This is a genomic window from Pseudomonas sp. HD57-3, assembly GCF_056113135.1.
Window position 1 is genome coordinate 5,118,170 of the sequence record NZ_CM148568.1, and the last position, 23,961, is coordinate 5,142,130.

General features: G+C 58.5%; 21 protein-coding genes, 5 tRNA genes and 1 pseudogene. 10 read left to right on the plus strand and 17 right to left on the minus strand.

Features of this window, described 5'->3' with window-relative positions; genetic code table 11:
* Positions 1 to 186 precede the first annotated feature (186 nt).
* From flgM to AC0R79_RS23140, 3 genes are all read left to right on the plus strand, one after another.
* Positions 187 to 513, plus strand: coding sequence for a flagellar biosynthesis anti-sigma factor FlgM (flgM, locus tag AC0R79_RS23130; protein ID WP_007960324.1), 327 nt, complete (start codon positions 187 to 189; stop codon positions 511 to 513).
* Positions 514 to 561: 48 nt separating this feature from the next.
* Entirely contained in the window at positions 562 to 1,029 is a 468-nt protein-coding gene (locus AC0R79_RS23135; protein ID WP_007960323.1) for a flagella synthesis protein FlgN, read from the plus strand.
* A 95-nt stretch (positions 1,030 to 1,124) separates the two neighbouring features.
* Positions 1,125 to 1,859, plus strand: coding sequence for a flagellar brake protein (locus tag AC0R79_RS23140; protein ID WP_085607428.1), 735 nt, complete (start codon positions 1,125 to 1,127; stop codon positions 1,857 to 1,859).
* Positions 1,860 to 1,919: 60 nt separating this feature from the next.
* On the opposite strand, the gene AC0R79_RS23145 is transcribed toward AC0R79_RS23140, so the two are convergent.
* The 4 genes from AC0R79_RS23145 to AC0R79_RS23160 form a co-directional block, all read right to left on the minus strand.
* Positions 1,920 to 3,272, minus strand: coding sequence for an MFS transporter (locus AC0R79_RS23145; protein ID WP_474731780.1), 1,353 nt, complete (start codon positions 3,270 to 3,272; stop codon positions 1,920 to 1,922).
* A 68-nt stretch (positions 3,273 to 3,340) separates the two neighbouring features.
* Positions 3,341 to 4,582, minus strand: a complete 1,242-nt coding sequence (locus tag AC0R79_RS23150; protein WP_474735171.1) for a glutamine synthetase family protein — start codon at positions 4,580 to 4,582, stop codon at positions 3,341 to 3,343.
* A gap of 219 nt (positions 4,583 to 4,801) precedes the next feature.
* Positions 4,802 to 5,494: a sensor histidine kinase gene (locus AC0R79_RS23155; protein WP_007960318.1), complete on the minus strand. Its 693-nt coding sequence runs from the start codon at positions 5,492 to 5,494 to the stop codon at positions 4,802 to 4,804.
* Positions 5,491 to 7,095 (minus strand): response regulator, encoded by a 1,605-nt coding sequence (locus AC0R79_RS23160; protein ID WP_474731781.1) that lies wholly within the window; start codon positions 7,093 to 7,095, stop codon positions 5,491 to 5,493. The genes AC0R79_RS23155 and AC0R79_RS23160 overlap by 4 nt, the downstream gene beginning before the upstream one ends.
* Positions 7,096 to 7,310: 215 nt before the next feature.
* On the opposite strand from AC0R79_RS23160, the gene AC0R79_RS23165 reads away from it, so the two are divergent.
* Positions 7,311 to 8,693, plus strand: a complete 1,383-nt coding sequence (locus AC0R79_RS23165) for a lysozyme inhibitor LprI family protein (protein WP_474731782.1) — start codon at positions 7,311 to 7,313, stop codon at positions 8,691 to 8,693.
* Between the two features lie 81 nt (positions 8,694 to 8,774).
* Here the strand turns inward: AC0R79_RS23165 and AC0R79_RS23170 are convergent, their stop codons facing one another.
* Genes AC0R79_RS23170 through AC0R79_RS23180 form a run of 3 tightly spaced genes read right to left on the minus strand, consistent with a single transcriptional unit; the run spans position 8,775 to position 12,364 of the window.
* Entirely contained in the window at positions 8,775 to 10,409 is a 1,635-nt protein-coding gene (locus AC0R79_RS23170) for a GMC family oxidoreductase (protein WP_039772094.1), read from the minus strand.
* Complete coding sequence (locus AC0R79_RS23175; RefSeq protein WP_127799415.1) at positions 10,406 to 10,960, minus strand: sugar dehydrogenase complex small subunit; 555 nt, start codon at positions 10,958 to 10,960, stop codon at positions 10,406 to 10,408. The genes AC0R79_RS23170 and AC0R79_RS23175 overlap by 4 nt, the downstream gene beginning before the upstream one ends.
* A gap of 3 nt (positions 10,961 to 10,963) precedes the next feature.
* Positions 10,964 to 12,364: a cytochrome c gene (locus tag AC0R79_RS23180; protein WP_127799417.1), complete on the minus strand. Its 1,401-nt coding sequence runs from the start codon at positions 12,362 to 12,364 to the stop codon at positions 10,964 to 10,966.
* Positions 12,365 to 12,728: 364 nt separating this feature from the next.
* Between AC0R79_RS23180 and AC0R79_RS23185 the strand changes: the two are divergent.
* Together AC0R79_RS23185 and AC0R79_RS23190 are read left to right on the plus strand one after the other, a co-directional pair.
* Positions 12,729 to 13,511, plus strand: a pseudogene (locus AC0R79_RS23185) (MCP four helix bundle domain-containing protein); the annotation flags it as partial.
* Entirely contained in the window at positions 13,506 to 14,369 is an 864-nt protein-coding gene (locus AC0R79_RS23190) for a methyl-accepting chemotaxis protein (RefSeq protein WP_474735173.1), read from the plus strand. The pseudogene AC0R79_RS23185 and the gene AC0R79_RS23190, both read left to right, overlap by 6 nt.
* A 56-nt stretch (positions 14,370 to 14,425) precedes the next feature.
* Here the strand turns inward: AC0R79_RS23190 and AC0R79_RS23195 are convergent.
* Positions 14,426 to 14,502 (minus strand) — tRNA-Arg (locus tag AC0R79_RS23195).
* 283 nt (positions 14,503 to 14,785) lie between these two features.
* Between AC0R79_RS23195 and AC0R79_RS23200 the strand changes: the two genes are divergently transcribed.
* Entirely contained in the window at positions 14,786 to 15,013 is a 228-nt protein-coding gene (locus AC0R79_RS23200; protein WP_474731783.1) for a hypothetical protein, read from the plus strand.
* 20 nt (positions 15,014 to 15,033) lie between these two features.
* Positions 15,034 to 15,213 carry a PA3371 family protein gene (locus AC0R79_RS23205; protein ID WP_007960291.1) on the plus strand — a complete coding sequence of 60 codons (180 nt, stop codon included), beginning with the start codon at positions 15,034 to 15,036 and terminating at the stop codon, positions 15,211 to 15,213.
* On the opposite strand, the gene phnN is transcribed toward AC0R79_RS23205, so the two are convergent.
* On the minus strand, positions 15,188 to 15,757 hold the full coding sequence (gene phnN, locus AC0R79_RS23210) for a phosphonate metabolism protein/1,5-bisphosphokinase (PRPP-forming) PhnN (RefSeq protein ID WP_474731784.1): 570 nt from the start codon (positions 15,755 to 15,757) through the stop codon (positions 15,188 to 15,190). The two genes, AC0R79_RS23205 and phnN, sit on opposite strands and share 26 nt — an antisense overlap.
* 389 nt (positions 15,758 to 16,146) lie before the next feature.
* Here phnN and AC0R79_RS23215 point away from each other — a divergent pair, with 389 nt between their 5' ends.
* On the plus strand, positions 16,147 to 16,473 hold the full coding sequence (locus AC0R79_RS23215; protein WP_003178899.1) for an Arc family DNA-binding protein: 327 nt from the start codon (positions 16,147 to 16,149) through the stop codon (positions 16,471 to 16,473).
* Positions 16,474 to 16,587: 114 nt separating this feature from the next.
* On the opposite strand, the gene mgtE is transcribed toward AC0R79_RS23215, so the two are convergent.
* Positions 16,588 to 18,030: a magnesium transporter gene (mgtE, locus tag AC0R79_RS23220; RefSeq protein WP_007960287.1), complete on the minus strand. Its 1,443-nt coding sequence runs from the start codon at positions 18,028 to 18,030 to the stop codon at positions 16,588 to 16,590.
* A 320-nt stretch (positions 18,031 to 18,350) separates the two neighbouring features.
* On the opposite strand from mgtE, the gene AC0R79_RS23225 reads away from it, so the two are divergent.
* A complete protein-coding gene (locus AC0R79_RS23225) occupies positions 18,351 to 18,869 on the plus strand; it encodes a cell envelope protein SmpA (protein ID WP_474731785.1) in 519 nt (172 codons plus the stop codon).
* A 19-nt stretch (positions 18,870 to 18,888) separates the two neighbouring features.
* Here AC0R79_RS23225 and AC0R79_RS23230 read toward each other — a convergent pair.
* From AC0R79_RS23230 to alaS, 7 genes are all read right to left on the minus strand, one after another.
* Positions 18,889 to 18,965 (minus strand) — tRNA-Arg (locus AC0R79_RS23230).
* Positions 18,966 to 19,037: 72 nt separating this feature from the next.
* Positions 19,038 to 19,114 (minus strand) — tRNA-Arg (locus AC0R79_RS23235).
* A 72-nt stretch (positions 19,115 to 19,186) separates the two neighbouring features.
* A tRNA-Arg gene (locus AC0R79_RS23240) sits at positions 19,187 to 19,263 on the minus strand.
* Positions 19,264 to 19,370: 107 nt separating this feature from the next.
* Positions 19,371 to 19,461: transfer RNA gene (locus tag AC0R79_RS23245), tRNA-Ser, on the minus strand.
* A gap of 62 nt (positions 19,462 to 19,523) precedes the next feature.
* Positions 19,524 to 19,712, minus strand: coding sequence for a carbon storage regulator CsrA (gene csrA / locus AC0R79_RS23250; RefSeq protein WP_002554426.1), 189 nt, complete (start codon positions 19,710 to 19,712; stop codon positions 19,524 to 19,526).
* A 187-nt stretch (positions 19,713 to 19,899) separates the two neighbouring features.
* A complete protein-coding gene (locus tag AC0R79_RS23255) occupies positions 19,900 to 21,141 on the minus strand; it encodes an aspartate kinase (RefSeq protein ID WP_007951048.1) in 1,242 nt (413 codons plus the stop codon).
* A 90-nt stretch (positions 21,142 to 21,231) separates the two neighbouring features.
* Positions 21,232 to 23,850: an alanine--tRNA ligase gene (gene alaS / locus AC0R79_RS23260; protein WP_474731786.1), complete on the minus strand. Its 2,619-nt coding sequence runs from the start codon at positions 23,848 to 23,850 to the stop codon at positions 21,232 to 21,234.
* Positions 23,851 to 23,961 lie beyond the last annotated feature (111 nt).

Consider the following 23,961-nt stretch of genomic DNA (forward strand, 5'->3'; position numbering starts at 1 on the left):
TGAACGGATATTTGAAAAGCCCCTGAGTACTCAAGCAGAAAACTGGCGCTGACCAGAGCTGTTCCCTAAACTGTGCCGCAGCAGGATCTGCAACGGCGCATGCAAGCTCATTGCTAAATGAGCCTAAAGTTTTCCAGGGGATGGCCGAGAACATGGCAAGCGTCCAAATTCCCAGAGGTTTTTAACATGGTCATCGATTTCAGCCGTTTGAACAGCTCCTCGTCACTTACGGGCAGTACACGTACCAGCAACGCCAAGGAAACCGCCGAAACCGGCACCTCCGCGCCGCTGAATACCCCGGCCGAACAGGCCAGTACCGCAAAAAGCGGGGAATCGGTACACCTCAGCAATGAGGCTCAACAGTTGCAGAAGGTCACTGACAAGCTGCGTGATCAGCCTGCCGTCGATAAAGCCCGCGTGGCCGAATTGAAAGCAGCGATTGCCGATGGCAGCTACAAAGTCGACAGCAACCGTGTAGCCAGCAAACTGCTTAATTTCGAAGCCCAGCGCTAGGCCTCGGTCAGCGCCAGGCTTTTGGACGCTTAAAACCCAAGGCCAGCCATGCACGACACTAATTTATTGCAACTGATCACCGACGACTTTGCTCCAGCTCAACAATTGCTGGAGTTACTGCAAACCGAGTCCCTCGCCTTGCACGGTCGCGACATGCCTCTGCTGGAAGAGATTCTGGCGCGCAAACAGGCATTGATCATTCTGCTCGAACAGCATGGCCGCAAGCGCAGCGAAATCCTCGCCAGTCTCAATCTGTCCCTCGACCGCGCAGGCCTGGAACAACTGGCCAGCCAGTCGAGCATCGGCGACCAGTTGCTGAGCCAGAGCGATGTCCTGACCGACCTGATTGCCCAGTGCCAGGCGGCCAACGTCAAGAACGGCCAGTCGATCATCATGCAGCAGGCCGCCACGGCCAATCAGCTGAAAATCCTCACCGGCGGCGAGCCTCCCGCGCTCTACGATGCCAGTGGCACCTTCTCCAAACTGCAGAAACCACGCGCGCTCAGCCAGGCGTGATGCTTTCTTCTATGCTTGCGCCCTATCAACGTGCGAAACATGCTGGCAAAATACTGGCCAGCCGTAGTCAAATTTTGTCTGGAGATTGATTTAACGTGTCCAACGATGACGCTCCGCAGCCCCCAAAGGTGCTCACCACGCCCCTGGAGATCTCCAGCAATCTGCGCCAGCTGCAAGAGAGCCACGATCCGCTGATCATTACGTTCCACGAGCGCAGCCAGCGCTTCCAGAGCTACCTGATTGAAGTCGATCGCGAGAACGGTTCGATCAAGCTTGATGAAATGATCCCGCGCGACGGCGAACGTTTTCTGGAAGCAGGCGAACCGTTCAAGGTTGAGGGCTTTCATGATGGCGTGCGCATTGCCTGGGAATGCACAGGCACGCTGAGCATCAAGGATTCCGACGGCGACCGCTTCTACACCGGCGACCTGCCCACCGAAGTGGTTTATCACCAGCGCCGCAATGCCTTTCGCGCCGCTTTGAAGCTGACCGACCTGGTCAGCGTCGAACTGGGCGGCGAAAAGCTCAAGTCGCCGATCGGCGGCAAACTGCTGGATATCTCCGCCACCGGCTGCAAACTGCGCTTTGAAGGCGACATCACCGACCGCCTGCAATTGGGCCAGGTCTATGATCGCCTGATCGCCGCGCCGCTGTTCGGCAATCAACCGGTATCGGTCGAGCTGCGTTACCTGCACTTCGAAGAAAAACTCAACATCACCTTCGCCGGCCTGCGCTTTCACAACATCAGCGGCCCGGCGGCCCGCAACGTCGAGCGTTTCGTTTATCAACTGCAACGCGAAGCGCGTCGGTTCGATAAAGACGATCTCTGATCGGCAGGCATAAAAAACGGGCAGTCACTGCGGTGACTGCCCGTTTTTTTTATGCCCGGATCAAGGCTTGGCGGGAGTGATGTCCGGCCCCTCGTCTTCGACTGTCGAGTCGGTGGGCGCGGCAGGTTCCGGCTCCGGTTCAGGAGCGACCGTATTCTGCATCTGCTCCTGCACCACCTGCTCGTCGACCCGCGGGTCAAGCGCAGCCACCAGCGGCGAACTGGACATGCTGTCCGGCATCGCCACGTGATGCAGCGGTGCATCGTCGACCTGGTGCAAATTGGTCACGGCTTTCGGCCGGATCCGCCACACCAGCACCAACGCGAAGAAGGTGAAGAACGCATACAGGCTCTGCGGCCCGAACAGCTTCATCAGCACGCCGGCCGCCAGCGGGCCGATACTCGCACCCACGCCGTAAGTCACCAGCAACATTGCCGTCAGCGACACCCGGCGCTCGCCTTCGACGTGGTCGTTGGAGAACGCCACCGCCAACGGGTACAGGCAAAACTGCACCAGCGAGCAGAGGAAGCCAACAATGAACAACACCTCCAGCGGCACCTGCGGCAGGATCGCCAGCGGTAATGCAGCAATCGCCAGAAAGAACGCGAAACAGCGGATCAGCAGTGCCCGGTCATAACGATCGGACAACCAGCCCAGTGGCCACTGCACCAGCAGCCCGGCAAAAATGCAGCTACCCATGAACAGACCGACCTGTTCGGTGGACAGCCCCTGCTGCGAGGCATACAGCGGCGCCAGACCGTAGAACGAACCGATGATGAGACCTGCACCAAGCACCGTGCTCAGCGACTGCGGCACGCGCTTGATAAAGAAGCGCGGCTCCATCGGCGCCGGATGCAGCGGTGCCGGGTGAATCCGCCGGGTCAGCGCCACCGGCACCAGACACAGGGCAAAGCACAGCGCGACCAGCATCAGCAGCTCCAGGCCCAGGCCCGGGTGCATGACCAGAATCAGCTGACCGAGCACCAGCCCCAGATACGACGCGATCATGTAGCCGCTGAACACCAGACCGCGCTGATTGGCGTCGGCCTGCTCGTTCAGCCAGCTCTCGATGACCATGTATTGGCACATCATGCCGAGGCCGACGATGGTCCGCAGCACCAGCCAGGCCGGCAGCCAGTCCACCAGACCATGACCGAGCACCGCCGCGCCGACGATCCCGGCACACGCCGAGTAGGCACGGATATGGCCGACCCGGGCAATCAGGCGGTGACCGATCTTGCCGCCCAGCACCAGACCGAAATAGTTGGCCGCCATCAACGCACCGACCCACAACCCGTCGACATGGTCGGCAGCCAGACGCAAAGCCAGATAAGTAGAAAGAAGGCCCGAGCCGATCAACATCATCAGCGAGGCGAAATACAGCGCTCGAAAGGATTTCCAGATTTGGCGCATCGGCGTTCCGAGCGGCTCCTTGCGGTAAGTATCGGGCTATCAAACGATAGCCCGACGGCGACATTTCGTCAGGCCTGGGCTGCTAGAACACGGCGTTCCCAGGGAGTGATTTCGTCAAAGAAACTGGTCAACTCCATGGTCTTCGAAGCGATGTAGCCTTCGATGAACTCCGTACCGAACAGTTCCTTTGCAAGCTGGCTGCGCTTCAGACGTTCGAGCGCCGCGTGCAAGGTACACGGCAGCGAAAGATGGTCCGGCACGTCGAACTCGCCCTGAATCGCTTCACTTGGCTCCAGCTCATGCTCGATGCCGTACAAGCCGGCGGCCAGGCTTGCGGCAATCGCCAGATACGGGTTCGCATCGGCACCCGGCAAGCGGTTCTCGACCCGACGGGCAACCGGCGAACTGGCGGGAATACGCAGCCCGGCGGCGCGGTTGTCGTGGGACCAGCAAGCGTTGTTCGGCGAAGCAAACGGATGGCACAGGCGCTGGTAGGAATTGACGTTCGGCGCAAACAGCGCGGTGAAGTCAGCCATGCCCGCCTGCTGCCCGCCGATGAAGTGGCGGAACATCGCAGTCGGCTGACCGTCCGCATCGCTGAACACATTCTTGCCGCTGCCGATCTCGACGATGCTCTGGTGAATATGCATCGAACTGCCCGGCGTGTGCGCCAGCGGCTTGGCCATGCACACCACGGTCAAGCCGTGCTTGAGTGCGACTTCCTTGAGCAGGTGTTTGAACAGGAAGGTCTGGTCGGCCAGCAGCAGCGGATCGCCGTGCAGCAGGTTGATCTCGAACTGGCTGACGCCCATTTCGTGCATGAAGGTATCGCGCGGCAGACCGAGGGCCGCCATGCATTTATAGATTTCACTGAAGAACGGCCGCAGACCGTTATTGGAGCTGACGCTGAACGCCGAGTGACCGTCCTCGCGACGACCGTCGAGACCGACAGGCGGCTGGAACGGCTGGGTCGGGTCGGTGTTAGGAGCGAACACAAAGAATTCGAGTTCGGTCGCCACCACCGGCGCCAGACCGAGGGCTGCGTAGCGGGCAATGACTTTCTTGAGCTGGCCACGGGTCGACAGGTTGGAGCTTTCACCGGTCAGCTCGTCGGCATCACAGATTGCAAAGGCCCGTGGCTCTTCGCTCCATGGCAACGGATGGATCTGCGCAGGATCGGCCACCAGCGCCAGATCGCCGTCATCGCTGCCATAGAATTTGGCGGCGGGATAACCGCCCATGATGCATTGCAGCAGCACCCCCCGGGCCAGCTGCAAACGCCGCCCTTCGAGGAAGCCCTCGGCGGTCATTACCTTGCCACGTGGCACACCGTTCAAATCCGGCGTGACACATTCAATCTCATCAATGCCCGTCAATCGCTGCGCGAGTGAACGCTGGCCATCGGTTGTCATGACGCAATCCTTGTTATTGTGCGAGCCGCGAACGGCGACCCGGACAAAATAGGCTTCGGCTGTTCGGAATATCAAGCAGCAGCCAACAAAAAGAATTCCGGTCGATGAATCCGTGATTCAGGGCAGGTAAATACTGAACACGCCGCCGCCCAACGGGCCGCCATTACGGATCTCGGTCCGGCCGCCAACACCGTTGCGCTGATGCAGCGCGGCGATGCGTCCTGCGAAGTACAGACCCAGCCCAGTGCTGCCACTGCTGTGGTTGATGCCCTGCACGTAATCGGACTGGCGCTCGAGCATTTCAGCCGGGTAACCGTCGCCGTCGTCATTGATGCTCAGCACCAGTTGACCGGCTTCGTCACTGACGGTGATCAGCAGCGATTCACGGGCGTAACGGATCGCGTTGTTGATGCAGTTGCCCAGCACCGAGGCGATCAGTTCACGGTCGAAAAAACCGAGAGGACTGAGCGGGTCGACTTCGTAAGTGGCAATGATTCCACGACTGGCGAACACTTCCTGATGCGCCGCCAGTTGCGCTTCGATGAAATCGTCCAGCTCGTGATAGGCCGGCTGCAACGGCATCTGATTCACACCGAGCTTGTACAGCCCGAGCAACTGCACCAGCATGCCGTTGAGGTGGGCGAACTCGAAGTCGATCACGCCCTGCTCCGCCCCTTGGCGCTGCGCCTCGGGCAGACGCGCCAGCCATTGGCTGTGGGCCTGCATCAGCATCGCCAGGGAGTTCTTCATGTCGTGCACGGTGGAGGCGATCACCGTGGAAAAATCCAGTGCCTGCTCGTCTTGGTTCATTCGCCAAACGCCTTGCTTTTCAGCTTCTGATAACGCGGATAACGCGCGTCGGTATCGGGCATCATGCCCACCAGTTTCAGGCAGGCCCGACATTCTTCCAGCTCCGCCGACGGCACATTGGTGTCGGTGCCGTGCAGCAGCGACTGGGCCATGTTCAGCGCGATACTGATGTTCTTCGGTTGCATCTTCAGCGCCTTGCGGAACACCTCGCGGGCCTCCACGAGGTTGCCGGTCTTGTACACGCGCACGCCCTGACGGTTGAGATCGGCGGCAGCGTTGCTGGAGCTGAGAATAGTCGGGTCGTCGGTGAGCTTGGCGATGTCTTTCATCACCGTCGGGTCATCGCCGTAGATTTCCGCACAGCTCTTGAGCATCGAAGTGCCCGCCTCGGCCTGGCCGAGCATCTGCAATTGCTTGGCGACCAGCAACGCCGCCTCGGGGCTCATGAACTGCTCCATGCCGTCGAGGCGCATCAGCGCTTGCTCAGTGAGCTTCTCGGCGGTCTCGGCATCGTTGAGCAACAGGCTCGTGGCCTTCATCAGACGCGCCCGAATCTGCAGGCCCGGATCGGTCGGGTTTTCTTTCGCCACCGCACTCAGTGTGGTGTTGATCTCCAGACGCGTGCGGGTGTCGAGCCCGCGTTCGCTGCCCTTGCTGATCAAAGCATGGGCCAGGCCGAGATTGCTTTCCGGATCCTTGAAGCGCGATTGCGCGCCCTGACTCACTGCCTGGCGATAAGCCCGGGAGGCGGTGTCGAAATCTTCGTTGGCCATCGCCAGTTTGCCCAGCAACGCCTGACGGCGCACCGCCAGCGGCGACAGGCGAATGGCTTCCTCCAGCACTTGCTGCGCGCCTTTGGTATCGCCTTCGGCGACCAGCACGTCGGCCATGCCGTCATACAGCGCCGGCATCATCGGGAAGACCTTGAGGGCTTTTTCGTAAACGCCTTTGGCCTGACTGACCTGCCCGCGCTTGAACAGCAACTTGCCCAACCCGGCAAACGCCCACGGCAACGGCCGGTCGGCGATGATGCTGTCGTAAAGACGCTCGAGCGCTTCGTTCTGGTTCATGTCGCGCAACGCATCGGCGCGATAGCGCAGGCACAGCGGCGAATAGCGGATGTCCTGTTTGCACAGGGCGATGCAGGCGTTGAGCACTTCGACCGGTTTACCGCGATCGAGGGCTTGCAGAATCGGCTTGAGCAGGGTCTTGCGCTGCACCAGACGCTCCAGGCGCTGAGCCAGGCCGGAACGGTTGAACGGCTTGGTCAGGTACGCGTCCGGCTCGTGCTCCAGGGCACTGAGCACCATCGCCTGGCTGGTCTCGGCCGTGACCATCACAAACACCGCTTCGTGGCTGATCAGCTTTTCCATCATCAGGTCTTCCAGCACCTGCTGACCGTTCTTCTTGCCGTCACCGAGGTGGAAGTCCTGGAGGATGAAATCGTAGGACTTCTGCGCACACATTTTTAGCGCCTGCTCACCGGTGTCGGCGGTGTCCACATCCTTGACGCCCAACTCGCGCAACATCGAACGCACGGAACTGCGGAAATCCGAGAAATCATCGACGATCAGAAAACTCTTTTGGTGATACGACAGCATCGAGGATTTCCAGGCAATTGAAGAGGATGGACCATTTCCAGGCGCGCAGATGATAGCTGCCGGCCAAATGCTATCAAGCGATTTCGCGCGACTCTGAAGTCACCGAACGGGTTATCGGCCGGATCAGCGGTTCTCTTGAAGCGAGGGTTCAAGAATCATTGCGCAAGGATTACCCTGCGCGGCGGTTCTCACCTTCCAACGGCTAAGGATTCATCGTGTACATCAAGGGACGCTACATCGTGTCGGCCTGTGCGCTGCTGTTTTTTCAGCAGGCGCTGGCGAGCGGAATGGACTGCACAAAGGCGGCGAGTGTTGTGGAGAAAGCGATTTGCGCGGACAAGCCGTTGCATGAGCTGGATGCGCAGATGGGGGCGACTTACCGGAGGTTGATGAAGGCTGCACCGGCGCAGGCCGACGTGAAAAAGGCCCAGCGTCAGTGGCTGAAGGAGCGTGATCGGTGTGGCGAGGGCGTCAGTTGTCTGAGCCAGCGTTATCAGGAGCGTTTGCAGATTCTGAACGCGCAGTGGATCGACGCGGTGGCCTACAAACCGGACGAGATCGATAAACAGGTCATGGAGGATCTGCAGCAGCGGGTTCGGGAGATGAGCAAGGAGAATCCGGAGTTTGCGCTGGAGCGGGCGCTGGATTCTTTCTCAACCGATAACGGCGAAACTTCGTTCTCCGGTGATCCCAGCGACGACAACACTTACGATCAAACCTTGTTTCCCAAAAGCATTCCCAAGGGTGTAACCCAGAATGAATGGAAGGCGCTTAATGCTTCCGGCCTTGACGCTGACGCCGAGCACGGCCAGGCGAATTACTCATTGATAGACCTGGACGGCGACGGCCAACGGGACCTGATCGTTTCAACTTACACCGGTGGTACAGGCCTCTTCAGCTTCTATGAAACCTTCCGTCGTGATGGAGAACGGTTCACCAGAAGACTGGCTCCCTATGATCCGGACGCCGGCGCCGGCAGCTCGTTGTTCTCTACCAATGATCGAGGCGCCAACCAATCGGCAGGCTGGATCAAATCTCATGGAAGGATGTATCTCGCCTATCGCAACGGGTCATACGGTGTCGATCAGATCTACCTGCTCAATCCTCTGAAGATAAACAGCCAAATACCAACGGTGACGGTTCGGTATGACTACAAGTTGATCGTGCCGAGTAATCAATACTCCGAGGAAAGCAGTACCAGCTACGTACTGGACCCAGTTTTGCGAAAGACTCTCATAAAAGCCCTGATCCAATCGGGTGCGGGTAAACCTCAACAACCCAGCCAACACAAAGGCCCCCTCTGCCCCATTCCTGCATCGGGCTCGGGTGACGATGATTATTACAGTTACGGCGCAGGTTACTACGCAGTAGAAACCGTCATGGACTTGCCAGTCTTCATCGACAACGAGTGCTTCATCGCAAGGCTGAACAATTGGTTTGGTAGTTACAGCGAGAAAGACGGATTGCCCGCCTTGCTGACTTTGCGCAAGCCCGGGTCTCAAGATCCCGAACGGGGCTTCTCAGTCAACGGCCGCCGACATTTCACGAACGTCACAACCTCGATTGGAAAGGCAGAGGGTGGAGCTGAAATTTTCTAACCGTTCCTCCTGGAAGATTGAAAGACACAAAAAAGCCCCACCAGACACCTCTGCGTGGGGCTTTGTACTTCAGGGCGCTTCTCAGACCTCCGCTACCAACACATCGGCAATCCGAATACTCAATGCCGCACCTGTCAGCGTCGGGTTCACGCAGGAGGACGATGGCATGACGCTCGTGCCTGCGATGAACAGGTTGGAATGGTCGTGACTGCGGCAATCGCGGTCTACCACCGAGTCTTTCGGATCATCGCCCATGATGGTGGTGCCCATGATGTGCTGACGGTTCTGGAAGCCCGTGTCGGTGCTGAGGATGTCGGCGTCGAGCAGTTTCGCAAACTGTTTGAAGTCCTCCAGAGCCTTCTCTTTGCCGGCGTGCCAGTAGTCGGGAACGCTGTAGTAGATCTCGGGAACCGGCAGACCGATTGCGTCAAACTTGGTCTTGCTCGGGGTGACCCGGTTTTCCGGCAGTGGCAAGGTTTCGAAGTCGACAGCCCAGTTCAAGGAGCGTGCCGATTGCAGCCGGATCTGCTCATCGAGCTTCGAGCCCAGCACGCCTTTGGCAATCAGGTTCGAAGTGATCTGCGACGTCGGCACGGTGTTGCGCACCTTGATCTTGTAGCTCGGGTAATCGTTGCGAAACGCGCCATCGCGGCTGTTCAGATAAACCAGCAATTGCGTCGGCCCTTCGCCCGGCCACATGTCTTCCTTGGTCATGACGTTCATGCTGATGCCGGTGTGATCCATCAGGTTGCGCCCGACCTGATCCGACGAGTTGGCAATCCCGTTCGGATACTTTTCCGAGGTCGACATCAAGAGCAGCTTCGGCGACTCGATACCGTAAGCCGCCAGCACAAAGGCCCGTGCGGTCAGTTTGTGTTTGGACTTGTCGGGGCGCATGTACCAGATCGCGGTGATCTTTCCATCGTCGCCCGCCTCGATCTTGTAGACCACGGAGTTGTCCAGCACCTTGGCGCCATGACGCTCGGCTTCATCGATATGCATCGAACCGTCGTACTTCGCCGCGATCGGGCACACCGGGTTGCAGTTGTTGTTGCCGGCGCAGGGAGGCCGTTTGCCATAGGGGCGGGTTGCCCGGCCATTCGGCTCGAGGATCGGGTTATACCCGCCCTTGCTGAGCAATTCGGAAAGGCGCTTGAACATGTAGCTCGGTTTCAGGCCTTCCATCGGATAGGGAATCGAGCGCGGTGGATAGGCGTCTCCGCCCTGCCCGCTTTCGTCCTGGCCGTCGACGCCGGAAACGCCCAGTTCGATTTCAGCTCGAGCGTAATACGGTTCCAGTTCGTCATAACTGATGGGCCAGTCACGACCACGGCCATACAACGACTTGAGACGAAAATCGTTGGGCAGCATGCGCCACAGCGATGACCCGAAATGCCAGGTGGTGCCGCCCACTACACGCAGATAAGAGGTGTTGTATTTCACCGGCCCTACCTGCTGCAGATAGTCGCCATAGGTAGAGGGCGCATGGGGCAGGCTCGGATAAGGCGACCCGGCACCCTGCAGCTTGGCATTGGCCAGCGAGAGTTTCACCGGAGCATTGCGGAACGTTTCCACCACATCACGGCGATTCACCCGAGGACCGGCCTCGAGCACGATCACCGACTTGTTCGCTTTGGCCAGGCCCGTGGCGATCAGGCCGCCCATGACACCGGAGCCGATGATCACCACATCGGCATCGAATTGATCGCTGCTCATACTGTCGAGTCCTGATTGACTGCTGGTTTGGGACCCCATGAATCCGGGCCGCCACCGTAGGTTGGAATGATGAGAATGCCGTGAGTGGGCTGATACATCATGGCGAGGGAATAGCTGATCAGTTCGGCATCCGCCGGCTCACCGACAATGCCCAGATACCAGGCGGAAATGATGCTGGTGGCCGTGGCTCGCAGCGATGGATCCGGATTCGGCTGCGCCAGGTATTCGTCGACATGCCTGTACCCCTGTGCGCCGATCAATTGCTTCAGGGCAATTACATTGGTCGAGAAATTCGGCGCGCGCTTGTCCAGTGCGGCGTAGTAACGACCGGCCAGAACCGGATTGACCGCACGACTGACCAGAAACCGGGAAAGCGCAATGAAATCGTCGCTGGAAACCTGGGCTGCCAGCACCGACTGCCAGGGCAGCGCACCACCGATCATCGCCGCCAGCCCCAGTGTCACGGAACCGCGCAACAGGTTGCGGCGAGTGAGCCCCGTCGAGCCTTCGGTTTGAGTTTTTACGTGTTTGTGCGTCATTGAAGTGTCCATTGCTCAGGCCTCCTTGCGCCGACGTGCCATCAAGGCCCATGCGCCCAGGCCGATCAGCAAGCACACGAGAATGATGACCGGGATCGTAAACTTCGCCATCACTGCCAGCGGTGCCTTGGGACCACCTTCCCGTACCTGCGCCACATCGGCGGCGGTGACAACCGTGTCGGCGTTGCCGTAGCGCGACAGCACGTAGTTGCTGACGTCGGCAATCTGCTGGTCGTTCAGGCGGTCGGTGAACAACGCGTCCGGGCCGAATGCCGGCATGTCGATGGCCACACCGTCGACTTCGCGGTGCACGCCATACACGATGGCCGCAATCAGGTTGTCGCTGCGACTGGTGGCGGTGTTGTGAAACAGCGATGGATATTCCCGGGTGCCCTGACCGTTCGGCTGATGGCAGTTGGCGCAAGTGCCACTGAAAACGTGCCAGCCCGGGTTGTCCCCCGGTTTGCCTCCGCGCAGCGTCAATTCATCGACCGAAGCCTGACCGTACTCGTGCCGGGCCTTGCTCTCTCCGGTCTTGATCGGCGCCGTCTGCAGCAGATAGGCCGCGATGGCTTTGAGATCCACATCGCTCAGATGCTGCAGACTGTTCTCCACCGCTTCGGCCATTGGGCCTGCCGCCTGGGCCTTGCCCTCGACGTGACCGGTACGCAGATAGGCCACGATCTCGTCGCTCGACCAGGCACCGATACCGCTGACTTTGTCGGAAGTGATATTGGGGGCATACCAACTGCCCAGCGATCCGCCGGCCAACGGTTTTGCGCTGTCGGCCGCCATCAGGACATTGCGCGGCGTGTGGCAGGTGTCGCAGTGAGCCAGGCCGTTGACCAGATAGTCGCCACGATTGACCTCGGCGGACTTGGCCGGATCCGGTGTGAAGCGTGTTTTGCTGTGGAACAGCGCGTTCCAGCCAATCATCGATGCACGGATATTGAACGGGAAATCCAGAGCGGTTCTCTGGTTGGGCGCGTCGACCGGCGTCACTTCGTGCATGAAGTAGTCGTAGAGCGCAGCAATATCGCTGTCGGTCATTTTCGAATAAGAGGTGTAGGGCATCGCCGGGTACAACCGAGTGCCATCGGCCGCTACCCCGTCACGCACCGCACGGGCGAATTGCTCTGACGTGTAATTGCCGATACCCGCCGTTTTCGAAGGCGTGATATTGGTCGAATAAATGGTGCCCATCGGTGAGCTGAGCGGATAGCCGCCCGCAAAAGCCTTGCCGCCTGGCGCCGTGTGGCAAGCCACACAGTCAGCCGCTACCGCCAGACGCTTGCCCACCGACGCGGTGCTGTCGAGCGCCTCGCCATGCGCAGTTCCAGCCGCAGCGATCAACAGCGTAACCAATCCGGCAAAGGCGTACCCCCTGCGTTTCCCTTTATCAATGCGACGCGACATGAGTCCTACCCTAGGCTGCTTCGTTCTTTTTTTTCACGGTTCCGGCAAGCACGAACACGGCATCCTCGCCATCTCGTAAGCCGAGGACGAAGAGGTACGATGTCGTACGTATTCTTGGAATATTCCACACAATGTAACACTTGGCAATAAATAGAAAAGGCCAAGTGCCATCTTTTGTATGTATGTGCTGAATGCTCTAAACCAATGGTTACAAGGGGTTTTATGCAGAATATATTTAGATGAGAAACAACTGGTAACCCTACAGTTGTGGACTCCGCAGCCGAAAGATGTACGACGACACGCCATTTACTTACGAGCTGCGCTCGATATTGACCCGCCCCCACATGTCAGCAGGATGCCCTTTATGAGTTGGTTGAATGACGCAAGACTTTCCACGAAATTGATCACGGCCTTCGCGGCGTGCGCCTTCATCACCCTGGGGGTGGGCCTGCTGGGAAGCCGGGGAGTGACCGAGCTTTCGACGAGCCTCAGATCGGTGTTCGGCAACAACCTGGTCGCCGTCGCCAACATTGCGCAGACCAAAATCAAGGCTGTCGGACAGACCCGTGACATGTATCGGCTTTACGTCGCCACAGCCGCCAACCTGCCCCAGAGCACCAAGGACGAATTCCTCGCCTCGATGAGCGCCAACCAGTTGGCGAGCGAAAAAGCCTTTGCCGAATATCGAAAAACCGAGCTTGCCGACGACGAACGTGCGGCCGGTGACCGAATGGAAAAAGCCTGGCCCGTTTACCAGGCGATCGTGCAAAGGTATCTGGCCCTGATGAAGGCCGGGGACCTGGAAAACGGCCGCGAATTGCTGCTCGGCGACCTGCAGAAAAACTACCGCGTCGTCATGGACGAATTGACCATCATGACCAACTCCAACGACATGCAAGTCAGCGAAGCCGCAAAACGATCGGTTCTGACGGAGTCTTCCGCCAAGACGTCGTTGTACATTGGCATCGTGCTGGCTTTCGTCGCTGCAATTTTGCTCGGCCTGTTCATCAGCCGACTGATCAGCCGCCCCATCTCCAAAGCCGTTGAAAGCGCCCGAAGCATCGCTGGCGGCGACCTGACTCAGCAGATCGTCAGCACCGGCCGCGACGAGGCCGGCCAGTTGCTCACGGCCCTGGCCGAGATGCAGGGCAGTCTGAAAAGCACTATCCAGCAGATCGCCAGCGCGGCAGATCAACTGGCTTCAGCTGCAGAAGAACTCACCGCCGTCACTGACAATGGAAGCCGTGGCTTGATACGTCAGAATGACGAGATCCAGCAGGCTGCGACCGCCGTCACGGAGATGACCTCCGCTGTGGAGGAGGTTGCGCGCAACGCGGTATCCACTTCCGAGGCCTCCCAGACCACCAGCCGGGAAGCCAGCAACGGCCGCGACCAGGCGCGAAACGCCGTTGCCGCGATCAACCATGCAACCACGGAAATCGCTACCTCCACGACCATGGTCAAGGATCTGGCAGAGAAAGTACGGAACATCGGCAAGGTTCTGGATGTCATCAGGGGGATAGCAGAGCAAACCAATCTGCTGGCGCTTAACGCCGCCATCGAGGCTGCACGCGCGGGTGAGCAAGGTCGAGGTTTTGCCGTCGTTGCCGACGAGGTAAGAGCCCTGGCGGCGAGAACCCAGGCTTCGACGGGGGAAATCGAAGGCATGATCAACGACGTTCGCAACAGTGCAGACGAAGCCGTTGGCGCCATGGGGAAAAGTCAGGCACTGGTCAGCGAAACCCAGTCACTGGCGCAAGCGACCGGCCAGGCCCTGGAGCTGATTGCCGACGGCATCTCGCAGATCAATGACCGCAACCTCGTCATCGCGACAGCCTCGGAAGAACAGGCACACGTTGCTCGTGAAGTCGACCGAAATCTGGTCAACATTCAGGATCTTTCCACCCAGACAGCGGCAGGCGCGCATCAGACCAGCGCCTCGACTCAGGAACTCTCCAACCTGGCGGCGTCGTTCAACACAATGGTCAGTCGCTTCCGCTTATAAATTCGTGAAAACAAAAAGCCCCGCGCAGATCACTCTGCGCGGGGCTTTTCAATAGATGGTGTCCCAGGGCAGGTTCGAACTGCCAACCTTCCCCTTAGGAGGGGGATGCTCTATCCAATTGAGCTACTGGGACACAGGACTGTCGGTGCGACAGACGGCGTGCATGTTAACGGCCGGGCCCTGATTTGTCATGTCGTCCGCAGGGCTTTTTAAGTGTAGGCAGGCGCCTCGCAAGGGGGCCGGATGTTTTACCGTGCAATTTGCATCACCGCAAAAAGCCATCATTGCAGAATGCAATGCGCCCTCTCCGAAAAACCCTGTTAAATGCTTGTTTTTAAAGGACTTAACAGCGGTTAGACTATTGGCACGACGGCTGCTTTACCGGTTCTATACAAGAACAATCGGAGACTCGTCTCATGAACAGCGCCCTCGTGTTCGCAAACGCAATCGCACTGGCCGTCCTGGTGGGCTTTCACTTCGTCCCCGAGGACAACGAGAAAGTGGCCGGGCGCATGCCGCATTACCTGCAAGTGCAGAAGGCGCCGCAATGGGCGGTGTTGAGCGATCAAGGCTTCGCCCCGCAAGCGGTCAGCGAGCCTGAACAGGCGTTGCCGGCGCATTCGACTGAACGTCTGGTGTTTTGAAATATCTTCAGGAGTACAGCATGTCCAAGTCAGCTGCAGGATTTCTGATCCTCGCCTTATTGAGTGGCCTCGGGCATTTTTCGCTGTTCGAGGAAACCGAAATATCCCTGCCGCTGATCGGTTGCGGCGTCTTCTCGGCGCTGTTCGTATTGGCGCTGGTGGCTGGGCGCAAGATCAAGTTTGATCCGGTATTGCGCTAAGCCTGACCAGCTCCAGCAGATGATTGACGGCATCGGCCAGGTCGCCCGAGTTGTCAACCAGGTGCACAGGGCTGTCGGTTGAACGCCTGTCCTTGAACAGCGTGTTGCGGGCCAGCCTCGCATCGATCTGCTCAAGCGTCTCCCGGCCACGCCGGAGCAGGCGCTCACGCAGGACATTATCTCGAACCGTCAGCAACACCGGCACCAGTGTCGGGTAGCTTTCCAGCGCTTGCCGAAGGTTCGCCCGAGACCCGTTCACCAGGACGTGTTTACCGGCTTTCAACCATTGGTCCATTTCCACTGGAATCCCGTAGGCGAGACCGTTGGCCTCCCACGCCAGCGAAAACTCGCCGGCGCGCTGACGCTGCTCGAACTCCTGCGGCGTCACGCCGATCGCATCCTCGCCCACGGATTCGGCCGAACGGGTGATCACTCGCCTGATGATTTCGCAGTTCAACGCCCGCAAGGGTTCCCGCGCAGCCTCGATCAGACTGTCCTTGCCGGAGCCGGAAGGTCCCATGAGGTAAATCAGCCTGCCATCCATCCTGAAAACGCCCTCCGGCGGGCATTTGCCCCTAGTAAATCGGCCATTTGCCACTATCCTGTACAAGGTAAGGAACAACGATTCAACCCGCATAGCATGCACGTTCTGACGCCTTCGGGCATCAGTCGACGTGTTTCAGGACGCGGTCAGCGATACGGGCCGATGCTTTCTTTTCAAACCAGTCCGCATTTCTGATAATTGGTGCTGGCATTACGCCTTTACCCGGATCAATATTTGTCACAGAATTGACGCCAATGATCTGGCAATTTTGAGGCATGATGCGCGCCTCTTAACAATTCAGGTTGAACCATTTGGCGCGGATGCTTGTCCTACCACACATCCTGCGGCCAATCCCGAGAACCGCTCCCCTGAACTAACCGGTTAAATATATGCGCCCATTGAAACAGGCAATTTATTCCAGCCGTACGGCTGACAAGTTCGTCGTACGTCTGCCAGACGGAATGCGTGAACGCATTGCCGAGGTGGCTCGCAATCATCATCGCAGCATGAACTCCGAGATCATTGCGCGCCTTGAGCAGAGTCTTATTCAGGAAGGTGCACTGGGCGAAGAGCTGAGCATGCGCCTGGACAGCCCGGAGCTGTCGCTGCACGAACGCGAGCTGCTGCAACGCTTCCGCCAGCTCTCCCACCGCCAGCAGAACGCGCTGGTTTCTCTGATCGCCCACGACGCCGAAATGGCCGCAGACGCATCCTGAGTCAAACCGAACATCTCAAGCCAGCATGAATGCTGGCTTTTTTTTGCCTGCAATTTGAGTTTTCCAAGGACGAAAAAAAGCCCGCCAATCGGCGGGCTGTTTCAATGCAGTCGGTCAGAGCAGGAAAATCGTCGCCAATCCCAGGAAGATGAAGAAGCCACCACTGTCGGTCATGGCCGTGATCATCACACTGGCGCCCATCGCCGGATCGCGGCCCATCTTGGCCAGGGTCATCGGGATCAACACGCCCATCAACGCCGCCAGCAACAGGTTCAACGTCATGGCGGCGGTCATCACTACGCCCAGTGACCAGCTGCCATACAGCAAGTAAGCGACCACGCCGATCACGCCACCCCAGACCAGGCCATTGATCAACGCGACGGCCAGCTCTTTGCGCATCAGGCGCGAAGTATTGCCAGTACTGACCTGATCGAGCGCCATGGCGCGAACGATCATGGTGATCGTCTGGTTGCCGGAGTTGCCGCCAATGCCCGCCACGATCGGCATCAGCGCCGCCAGGGCCACCAGCTTCTCGATCGAACCTTCGAACAGGCCGATCACCCGCGATGCGACGAATGCGGTGATCAGGTTGATCGCCAGCCACGCCCAACGGTTGCGCAGGGACTTCCAGACGGAGGCGAAGATGTCTTCCTCTTCACGCAGACCCGCCATGTTGAGGACTTCGCTTTCGCTCTCCTCACGAATCAGGTCGACCATCTCGTCGATGGTCAGACGGCCGATCAGCTTGCCGTTCTTGTCGACCACCGGGGCCGAGATCAAGTCGTAACGTTCGAACGCCTGAGCGGCGTCGTAGGCGTCTTCGTCCGGGTGAAAACTCACCGGGTCACTGGCCATGACTTCGGAAACCTGTTTCTCCGGGTCATTCACCAGCAAACGCTTGATCGGCAGCACGCCCTTGAGCACGCCGTCGTAATCGACCACGAACAGTTTATCGGTATGACCCGGCAGTTCTTTGAGACGGCGCAGGTAACGCAGAACCACTTCGAGACTGACATCCTCACGGATGGTCACCATCTCGAAGTCCATCAGCGCACCGACCTGCTCCTCATCGTAGGAGAGAGCCGAACGCACACGTTCGCGTTGTTGCTGGTCCAGAGTCTCCATCAGCTCATGGACGACGTCTCGCGGCAGCTCGGAGGCCAGGTCAGCAAGTTCGTCGGCATCCATGTCCTTGGCCGCAGCCAGGAGCTCGTGATCGTCCATGTCGGCGATCAGCGTTTCACGGACGGAATCGGATACTTCGAGAAGAATGTCGCCGTCGCGATCGGCCTTGACCAGTTGCCAGAGCGTCAGACGATCGTCCAGCGGCAGAGCTTCAAGAATGTAGGCGACGTCGGCGGAGTGCAGATCATCGAGCTTGCGTTGCAGCTCGACGAGGTTTTGCCGGTGGACCAGGTTCTCGACCCGGTCATGATGCGGGCCTTCCTGGCGATGAGTCAGGTCTTCGACGACCCGCTGGCGCTGCAGCAGTTCGACGACCTGAGCCAGGCGATCCTGCAGGCTTTCCTGTGTTTTCTTTACTTCGATTTCGGACATAGGCGAACTCCACTCCCAGCAGCGGGGCACGCCGGAAGGATCAATCAGTCAATTCATGATTGGTGAAACGGGTTACTGAATAACTACTGGGTAAGTCCATGGAGGTTTTCCATAAGCCCCGGCGGGGCTGACGGGCGCAATGATACACCGCCTGACGGTTTTAAACGTTAAAAAATAGTGGCTGAAACAAGCGCTTGCGAGACAAAGCTGAGCGCTGTCCTGATCCTTCACACTGCGACGACTCATCCTGAAAAGAAAACACACCGACGGTGAAAAAACTGCCAGCTACGCTTGAGGACAATCGTCATGGAGGACGCCGAATGCCATCGAAAACATCCCGATTCATGCTGACCACCCTGCTCTGCCTGCCCGCCATCGGGAGCGCAACGACACTTCATCGCTGCGAAGCTTCTGATGGTCGCGTCACGTTCACCACATTGAGCTGCGCGAACGATGAGCACCTTTCACTGCAGGAAGTTCGCCCCTACTCGCCTGGCTCGACCGTGACACTGATACCCGAAGCCCGGCACGAAGAAATATCCGGTATGAATATCAAAAAACGAGAAATGGCCGTCGTCGGGCGCGCTCACGATAAATGTGGAGATCTGATCGACGCGCGACAGAAACGCGAGGCAATCATCAATCAACGAATCATCGCCGGCATGAGCCAACAGGATGTTGAAAGCGCCTTGGGCAAACCCGACAAGGTGAGCATCCGCAATTCGGCAACGAGTTATCGTTACGACCTCAAGCGAGGCCGCAGTGCTCAAATCGATTTTGATGAGAAAGGATGCGTGACGGGAAAAGCCAAATCCCGGACAGCAAAAAGCCCGCGTTAAACGCGGGCTTTTCGGTATATGGTGCACTCGACAGGATTCGAACCTGTGACCGCTCGGTTCGTAGCCGAGTACTCTATCCAGCTGAGCTACGAGTGCAATTTGTGTTTTTAGACCAGACCACAACTGGCTGTAACCAAGTCATCTGCATTGCTGCAACTGACTCTTAAATGGTGCACTCGACAGGATTCGAACCTGTGACCGCTCGGTTCGTAGCCGAGTACTCTATCCAGCTGAGCTACGAGTGCATTTTGTGTTTTTAGACCAGATCACAACTGGTTGAAGCCGAGTCATTTACATCACTGCAATTGACTCTTAAATGGTGCACTCGACAGGATTCGAACCTGTGACCGCTCGGTTCGTAGCCGAGTACTCTATCCAGCTGAGCTACGAGTGCATTTGTTGCGCCGCATTATAGCCCGTCTAATCTCTATTCCAACCACTTTTTCTATAAATTTCAACAACTTACAGAAAAAGCCAGATTACAACGTACTAAGCAAATAATGGCGGAGAACGGGGGATTCGAACCCCCGACACCCTTTTGAGGTGTACTCCCTTAGCAGGGGAGCGCCTTCGGCCACTCGGCCAGCTCTCCGCAACACGGGGCGTATATTAACCACCTTCTTCCCCGTTTGCAAACATAAAAATCGATAAAAATTAATGGCTTGGTTCTTCGTCCTTCTCTTTCTTTATACGCAGATAGATTTCTTCACGGTGCACGGCCACCTCTTTCGGGGCGTTGACGCCGATACGCACTTGATTTCCTTTAACGCCGAGCACGGTCACGGTGATTTCGCCATCACCGATAATCAGGCTTTCTGCGCACCGACGAGTCAGAATCAGCATACCTTTCTCCTCACGCGAATCATTTCAGGGACAGCAGTCTGCAAAAAAAAGGCACCCGACCTACAACCGGAGCGATCGTAGCCCTACATGCCTGAGTATTGACCAGCGCGAGCAAAAGAACAGTTCAGGGCTCACGCCATTCAAAAAATAAAGGGCGCGGTCAGACCGCGCCCTTTATTGACCAGGATTACTCGCCCTGACGGGCCGGAGCGTCCAGTTCGAAAGCCGTGTGCAGGGCGCGCACGGCCAGTTCCAGGTACTTCTCTTCGATCACCACGGAAACCTTGATTTCCGAGGTCGAGATCATCTGGATGTTGATGCTTTCTTTTGCCAGGGATTCGAACATGCGGCTGGCCACGCCTGCGTGGGAGCGCATGCCGACGCCGACGATCGAGACTTTGGCAATCTTGGTGTCGCCAACCACTTCACGGGCACCGATCTCGCGAGCGGTGTTTTCCAGCACGGTTTGCGCGGACTGGTAGTCGTTGCGGTGCACGGTGAAGGTGAAGTCGGTGGTGTTATCGTGCGCGACGTTCTGCACGATCATGTCGACTTCGATGTTCGCGGCACTGATCGGGCCGAGAATCTTGAACGCCACGCCCGGGGTGTCTGGCACGCCACGGATGGTCAGCTTGGCTTCATCGCGGTTGAAAGCGATGCCGGAAATGATCGGCTGTTCCATGGTTTCCTCTTCATCAATAGTAATGAGGGTGCCCGGACCCTCCTTGAAGCTGTGCAGTACGCGCAGCGGAACGTTGTACTTGCCGGCGAACTCCACGGCGCGGATCTGCAGCACCTTGGAACCGAGGCTGGCCATTTCCAGCATCTCTTCGAAGGTGATCTTGTCCAGACGCTGAGCAACCGATACCACACGCGGGTCAGTGGTGTAGACACCATCGACATCGGTGTAGATCTGGCATTCGTCAGCCTTCAGCGCAGCGGCCAGCGCCACACCGGTGGTGTCGGAACCGCCACGACCCAGGGTCGTGATGTTGCCGTGCTCGTCGACGCCCTGGAAACCGGCGACCACCACCACGCGACCTGCTTTCAGGTCACCGCGAATCTTCTGGTCATCAATTTGCAAGATACGCGCTTTATTGTGCGCGCTGTCCGTCAGGATCCGCACCTGGTTGCCGGTGTACGACACCGCCGGCACACCGCGCTTGATCAGCGCCATGGCCAACAGGGCGATCGTCACCTGCTCACCGGTGGAAACGATCACGTCCAGTTCACGCGGAACCGGTTGATCTTCGCCACTGATTTGCTTGGCCAGATCGATCAGACGGTTGGTTTCGCCGCTCATTGCAGACAGCACAACCACCAGGTCATCGCCGGCATCGCGGAATTTCTTAACCTTGTCGGCGACCTGCTCGATTCTCTCGACAGTGCCGACCGAGGTGCCTCCAAATTTCTGTACGATCAAAGCCATTTCAAAGCCGCCTCTGCCCATGAAGGGCGCCCAATAATCACTCGAACAGCCGTCGGGCCCGCCACTAGACTGCGGGCCCGACGAGCCGTCTTATAAACCCTGCTCGACGAATGGAACGGTCAGCGCCAGTGCGCCATCCAGCGCGCCGGCGTCGACACCGCCGCCCTGCGCCATGTCCGGACGACCACCGCCCTTCCCGCCCACTGCCGCAGCAGCCTGTTTCATCAAATCACCGGCTTTGAGTTGGCCAGTCAGGTCCTTGGTTACGCCTGCAACCAATACGACCTTTTCCTCATGGACACTGCCGAGCAGGATCACTGCGCGGCCGAGTTTGTTTTTCAGCTGATCGACCAGCGCCAGCAGCGCCTTGCCGTCCTGACCATCCAGACGCACGGCCAGCACTTTCACGCCCTTGACGTCCACGGCCGAAGCCGACAGATCGTCGCCGGCAGCGGCGGCAGCCTTGGCCTGCAACTGCTCGAGCTGCTTTTCAAGCGCACGGTTGCGCTCCAGCACAGCCGACAGCTTGTCGATCAGGTTGTCGCGGCTGCCCTTGACCAGGCTGGCCGCTTCCTTGAGTTGTTCTTCAGCAGCGTTCAAGTAAGCCAGCGCCGCAGCGCCGGTGACCGCTTCGATACGACGCACGCCCGATGCCACACCGCCTTCGCTGATGATTTTCAGCAGGCCGATGTCGCCGGTACGGTTGGCGTGGATACCGCCGCACAACTCGACGGAGAAATCACCGCCCATGCTCAGCACGCGCACGTTGTCGCCGTACTTCTCGCCGAACAGCGCCATCGCGCCTTTCTGCTTGGCGGTTTCGATGTCGGTTTCTTCGGTTTCAACGGCGGAGTTCTTGCGAATCTCGGCGTTGACGATGTCTTCCAGCGCCTTGATCTGCTCCGGCTTGATCGCTTCGAAGTGGCTGAAGTCGAAACGCAGACGCTGGCTATCAACCAACGAACCTTTCTGTTGAACATGCTCACCCAGCACCTGACGCAATGCAGCGTGCAGCAGGTGGGTGGCCGAGTGGTTCAACGAAGTCGCATGACGCACTTCGGCATCCACATGCGTTTCAACCGGTGCAGCGATAGTCAGGCTGCCGGACGCCAGCACGCCGTGGTGCAGGAACGCGCCGCCGGTCTTGGTGGTGTCGCGCACGTCGAAACGGCTGTTGCCGGCCTGCAGATAACCGCAATCGCCCACCTGGCCGCCGGATTCAGCGTAGAACGGCGTCTGATTCAGAACGATCACCGCCTCTTCGCCTTCATTCAAGACGTCGACCGACTGGCCATCTTTATAGATAGCGACAATTTTCGCCGAACCGCTGGTGTCGGTGTAACCGGTGAACTCGGTGGCCACATCAACCTTGACCAGCGTGTTGTAGTCCAGACCGAACGAACTGGCCGAACGCGCACGAACACGCTGGGCTTCCATCTCGCGTTCGAAACCGACTTCGTCGATGGTCAGGCTGCGCTCGCGAGCGATGTCCGCGGTCAGGTCCATCGGGAAACCGTAGGTGTCGTAGAGTTTGAACACCACGTCGCCCGGCACCACGGTGCCTTTGAGCTCCAGCAAGTCCTGCTCGAGGATCTTCAAGCCGTGATCCAGAGTCTTGGAGAACTGCTCTTCTTCGGCCTTGAGCACGCGCTCGATGTTGGATTGCTGCTTCTTCAGTTCCGGGAACGCTTCGCCCATCTCGGCGACCAGTGCCGCAACGATCTTGTAGAAGAAGCTGCCGGTGGCGCCCAGCTTGTTACCGTGACGGCAGGCACGACGGATGATCCGGCGCAGCACGTAGCCACGGCCTTCGTTGGACGGCAGCACGCCGTCGGCGATCAGGAAACCGCACGAACGGATGTGGTCGGAAACAACCTTGAGCGAAGACTGGTCGCCATTTTCGCAACCGATTGCCTCAGCCGAAGCTTTCAGCAGGTTCTTGAACAGGTCGATGTCATAGTTGGAGTTGACGTGCTGCATCACCGCACTGATCCGCTCCAGGCCCATGCCGGTGTCGACCGACGGCGCTGGCAACGGATGCAATACACCGTCGGCGGTGCGGTTGAACTGCATGAACACGTTGTTCCAGATCTCGATGTAACGGTCGCCGTCTTCTTCCGGCGAACCCGGAGGGCCGCCCCAGATGTGGTCGCCGTGATCGTAGAAGATTTCGGTGCATGGGCCGCACGGGCCGGTATCGCCCATGGTCCAGAAGTTGTCGGAGGCGTAAGGCGCGCCTTTGTTGTCGCCGATACGAATCATGCGCTCGACCGGCACACCGATTTCTTTGGTCCAGATGTCATACGCTTCGTCGTCGGAGGCGTAGACGGTGACCCAGAGTTTTTCCTTCGGCAGTTTCAGAACGCCGGTCAGGAAGGTCCAGGCGAAGGTAATCGCGTCGTGCTTGAAATAGTCACCGAAGCTGAAGTTGCCCAGCATTTCGAAGAAGGTGTGGTGACGGGCGGTATAACCGACGTTTTCCAGGTCGCTGTTCTTGCCACCGGCACGCACGCATTTCTGGCTGCTGGTCGCACGGGTGTACGCGCGCTTTTCCTGGCCCAGGAAGCAGTCCTTGAACTGGTTCATCCCCGCGTTGGTGAACAGCAGGGTTGGGTCGTTGCCCGGAATCAAAGAGCTGGAGGCTACACGGGTGTGGCCTTGCTCTTCGAAGAAGCGAAGGAAGGCTTCACGGATTTCTGCGCTTTTCATTAGGTTCTTCCACGGAGGCTGCGGCCAAAGGCCTGTACGAAACGTCAACAGACGAAACGACGGCAAAGGGCCGCATTATATCGGCCCTGCGCGCGGGGTACAGCGTGTTTA